The 4,720-nt window shown below is 62.4% G+C and carries 2 protein-coding genes and 1 pseudogene; all 3 read left to right on the top strand.

All coding sequences use genetic code 11. The features are described 5' to 3' along the window. Window positions 1–533 precede the first annotated feature (533 nt). Window positions 534–2,171, top strand: coding sequence for a hypothetical protein (locus GSE44_RS24840; protein ID WP_159351506.1), 1,638 nt, complete (start codon window positions 534–536; stop codon window positions 2,169–2,171). A 146-nt stretch (window positions 2,172–2,317) separates the two neighbouring features. Beyond that, complete coding sequence (locus tag GSE44_RS24835) at window positions 2,318–3,652, top strand: IS701 family transposase (protein WP_159351505.1); 1,335 nt, start codon at window positions 2,318–2,320, stop codon at window positions 3,650–3,652. A 119-nt stretch (window positions 3,653–3,771) separates the two neighbouring features. After that, window positions 3,772–4,440: pseudogene (locus GSE44_RS26085) on the top strand (IS5 family transposase); the annotation flags it as partial. Window positions 4,441–4,720: the final 280 nt, after the last annotated feature.

The raw sequence follows: 4,720 nt of genomic DNA, 5'->3' as shown, positions 1-4,720 counted from the left end.
GCCAACGACGAATGGCAGCTGCAGCACCGCTACATGGGCGTCGAGGCCATGGGCGAGATGCTCAACCCGGCACCCACCAACGAAACCCTGCAACTTCCACCCAGAGCCGCCTGAGCCGTGGCCACCTCAAACCCAAATGCAATTTCCACCACGTTGACGGACGCTATCAGGCTGTACCGCCCCCCCCGAGCGGCCGTGTGTGTGGCGCAGTGGCTTCCAATCCGGATGCGCGAGAGCAATTCTACAGGTCCGCAGAGAGGCACGTCAGTCTATGGCGGCGGCTGGCGAGTAGGCGCACGGGATTCCTAACCCTGGGGCCGTGGGTTCGAATCCCGTCGGGGACACCATTTTTTCAAGGGCTTCCTAAGATAGCCCACTCCTGCCACTCGGCCCTGCCTGGGCATACCAGCAAGAAAACACCCAATCCCCCTGCCACAGGAGGATCGGTTTGGGCCGTTCGTCGGCGCCGCTCTCAAGGCGCAGAAGCCACCGCCCCTCAGAGGCACAACCAGGGGTAGAAGAACGACACACCCATGGTACGCTACGCTTGTGCTTTCCTCATCGGCCCTGAAATGAACACTCTCTCTGGGATCAACATCTCCACAAGGCAGGTAGCAGTAGCCGACGAAGTCACACCATGGTGGGAGAGGTCATGGTTCATGACATTCTGTCTGGTGCTCATGGCAGCGCCGCTAGTCTGGCCTGATATACCCGGACTGACCGATTTGCCTGGTCATCTTGGACGCTACAAAATTGCAATTCATCTTCAGCATTCAGAATATCTCCGCCGCTTTTACGGCTTTGAATGGACTCTTGTGCCGAATCTTGGAGTCGACCTTCTGGTTGTTCCACTATCATGGATTATTAAGATCGAGCTTGCGGTCAAGCTCATAGTGCTACTGATACCCCCCCTTACCCTGCTTGGGTTCTTATGGGTAGCGCGAGAGGCCCATGGTCGGATACCTTCCACTTACCTCTTTGCAGCCCCTCTAATTTTTGGTTACCCGTACCAATACGGATTTTTGAATTTTACGCTTTCCGTTGCGTTGGCCTTCCTGGCTTTGGGCTTGTGGCTTTGCCTTGGGCGTTCTGGGCACACTGGGCTTCGAGCTCTCCTGTTCCTTCCTCTCTCGCTGGCTGTCTGGTTAACTCAAGCCTTCGGCTGGGGCATGCTGGGACTTCTCGCTTTTGCTTTTGAGATTACCCGGCAGTTAGATCTAAATCGCGCCTTCCCAAGGGCTTTTGTGTTCGCCGTGTGTCGCTGCCTTCCGCTGGTGGCACCATTTGCACTGACTCTCGTTTGGCAAAGCGCCAACGCGGAAGCTGCAACTGGAGACTGGTTCAATTTTACATGGAAATTTTCTGCAGTCATAACGAGCCTTCGTGACCGCTGGATTCTTCTCGATACCGGTTCGATCCTCCTGCTTCTCTTTGTTATTTATCTCGGGGCACGTGACCGTAAGCTGCATTATTCAAGGGGCTTAGCCTTTGGCGCTATCCTCCTCCTCTTGGCAATCCTTCTTCTGCCCCGTGTACTGCTTGGTGGCGCACATGTGGATAGTCGCCTAGTGCCCTACTTTTTGGCAGTTGCGCTTCTTGGTATACGTCCCTCGCTGGCCGGATCCTCACGCTTCGCAAACGTTCTTGCTCTCGCCGGCCTTGCCTTCTTCATCGTCCGCATTGGGTCAAACACAGTTAGTCTGTTGCTTTACGATCGGACTTACAATGCTGAGCTGCGGGTCCTCGATCACATCCCGAGAGGCGCCCGCCTTGCTGCTTTTGTCGGCGCCAATTGTCATCCGAAGTGGGCCACGTCTCGTCTCGAGCATCTACCGGGAATAGCGATCGTCCGCAAAGACGCGTTTTCAAATGATCAATGGACGATAGGCGGAAGTCACTTGCTTCAGGTCAAGTCGCCCTGGACGCGGTTCGTTGATCCGTCGCAGTTCGTAACCGCTGAACCTTGCAATAAAGAGAACTGGCAGACCATTGAGGACGCGTTACGACGCCTGCCGCAAGAAAATTTTGATTATGTCTGGCTCGTAGATCCACCTCCCTACGATCCGGTGCTGACCGGCTCTTGGAGGGTGATCTGGAGGCAAGGTGCCAGCGCACTGTTCGAACTGCACGGCGCGGGCGCCGCGCGCACCGCAGACCTACGTGCGCCCTGAATCCCGAGCCGTGCACATGTTAATTCTTGCGACAAGCGCACATTTTAAACCAGAATTTCTCGGAGGGGCGCTAGCACTACCTGGGCACTTGCAGTGGTAGGGTGATCGACCGACCTGTTGGTGCACGGCCTCGGCAGGAGGTGATCATGGCGGATGCCGTTCGCGGGGCGGGCGATCTGGATGCGTGGCTCGCACCCTTTCTCGCCGTGATGGGGCGCAAGACGCGGCGGACCTGGGCGCCCCTCTACTTGCGAGGGCTGCTTGGCCCTGGGGAGCGCAAGAGCCTGCAGCCGATGGCCACACGCCTGGGGCTCTCGGGACATGATCAGCTGCAGCACTTCATTGCCAGTCCCGCCTGGGACGATGGCCCGCTCTGGACGGTGCTGGCGCGTGAGGCGGACCGGCTGGTGGGTGGGCCCAATGCCTTCCTGGTGGTCGACGACACGGCGCTGCCCAAGAAGGGCGAGCTGTCGGTCGGCGTGGCGCGGCAGTACTGCGGGCAGTTGGGCAAGAAGGCGAACTGCCAGTCGCTCGTCTCGCTGACCCTGGCCCAGGGTGAAGTGCCCGTACCGGTGGGCCTGCGACTGTTCCTGCCCGAGACCTGGACGGAGGAGCCGGAGCGCTGCGCCCGGGCGGGCGTGCCCGAGACAGAGATGGAGCCGCGGAGCAAGGGCGAGATCGCGCTCGCCGAGCTGGACCGGCTCAGGGCCGCAGGCGTGCGGTTCGGCACCGTGCTGGCCGATGCGGGCTATGGCGCGAGTGCCGAGTTCCGTAAGGGCCTCACCGAACGCGGTCTCCTCTGGGCTGTGGGCATCCCTCGCAACCAGAAGGTCTACGGTGCGGGCGTGCAGGTCACCGTGCCAGCCGGGCGCAGGCGTCGCCCCGTGCCCGATGAGGAGCCCCGCACGGCCGAGGAGGTGCTGGCCGGGCTGTCATGGCGGCGCCTGACCTGGCGTCAGGGCACCAAGGGAGCGCTGGCTGCCAGGTTCGCCGCCACCCGCGTTCGTGTGGGCGACGGCGCGATCTGGGCCAACAACCGCCACCTGCCGGGCGAGGAGGTCTGGCTGGTGGGCGAGTTGCGCTCATCTGGCGAGCGCAAGTACCACCTGAGCAACCTGAGCCCGGGCACATCCCTTCGGGCGCTCGCGTCCACCATCAAGGCGCGCTGGATCTGCGAGCAGGCGCATCAGCAGCTCAAGCAGGAGCTGGGGCTGGGCCACTTCGAGGGGCGCTCCTGGACCGGGCTGCACCGACACGCGCTGATGACCTGCATCGCCTTCGCCTATCTGCAGCACCTGCGCCTTGCCCAGCACCGCCGAGCGAGCCGGGGGAAAAATGCCGCCCCGCATCCCGGGACCGCCACCATCGCCCAGCCTGCCCGCCCTACGTCAGGCCATCCTCCATCGGCTATTCGCCCATCTCGCCGCACCCACCCGATGCCCGCACTGCAGACGTCGGTTCCTGCCGCCCATCCACGCTAAAATGCCCAGGTAGTGCTAAGCTCTGTTAGAGCACGCGCTAGGCCCTGCTAACGCCTTAACCTGTGGCCGATGCTGACCGATGCTGGGCGTTCTCCGGGTTTACTGAGGGTGCTGTGGCATTGACGGACGAACAACGGGCAGCGCTGGAGCCCTTGGTCGAGACCTGTCGTCCCCACAAGAAGGTGCCGCCCCAGCACTTGCCCCGGACCATTGGGCCATCATCTGGCGGCACGACAAGGGGGCAAAGTGGCGAGCTTTGCCTGCGGAGGAAGGCCATGGTGGATGGCTGCCCAGATCTTCAGCCGCTGTCCTTGCCTCGGCACCTGGAAGCGCTTGCTGACCGTGGCGCAGCAGCAAGGCGTCGGGCTCGGCGTGACCTTCCTCGACGGCACCTCCGCCCGGGCGCACGGCAAGGCGGCAGGTGCGGCCAAAAAGGGCGCGACAGTGCAGGAGCGTGCGGCGCTTGGCCGCTCTTATGGGCACTTTGGTACCAAGGTCTGCGTGATCGCCGACAGCGCCGGTCGCACCAACGCCTTCTTCCTCGCCCCAGGTCAGGCCTACGAATGCCCCCTCCCACACCCTTGCTGGCCCGACTGCCGGGCCTGCCGCTGTGGGTAGTCGGCGACCGCGACTACTCCAGCCGCGCCTTGCGCGCGTACGTCTGGAACCTCAGTGCGCGGCCCGCGATTCCGTCGAAGTGGAACAGGGCGCCGGTCGCCTGCCCGAGTTGGGTCGGCCACAACTGCAACAGGGTCGAACGCCCCCAGGTAAGGCTGAAGGAATGGCGCATAGAGCTTTGAGCGACTGGAAGTGGCTGTGTCACTGAATTTTGGCCCAGCAGTGCTGGCGAATTCTGGCCCAGCTGCCGCTTCTGGCCGTTCTGGCCGGGCCGCGGCCCGGCCAGAACGGTCAGTGTCGCTGTTCTGGTGTCCTCCTCACGACTTGACGGGCTTGCGCTGCGCCGTGGTGCGGCGGAACCGGTAGGAGTCCGCCCCCGTGGTGATGATGTGCGCCCGGTCGGTCAGGCGATCGATCAGGGCCTTGCACAGCCGGGGATTAGGGATGACC

The sequence above is a fragment of the Muricoccus harenae genome (assembly GCF_009848505.1).
Taxonomy (GTDB): Bacteria; Pseudomonadota; Alphaproteobacteria; order Acetobacterales; family Acetobacteraceae; genus Roseomonas; species Roseomonas harenae.
This window is presented reverse-complemented; position numbering and strand designations above follow the sequence as displayed.

Bases quoted from the DNA above. Each gene is read 5' to 3' on its own strand.
- GSE44_RS24840 (WP_159351506.1), top strand. From the start codon at position 534: ATGGTACGCTACGCTTGTGCTTTCCTCATCGGCCCTGAAATGAACACT.
- GSE44_RS24835 (WP_159351505.1), top strand. From the start codon at position 2,318: ATGGCGGATGCCGTTCGCGGGGCGGGCGATCTGGATGCGTGGCTCGCA.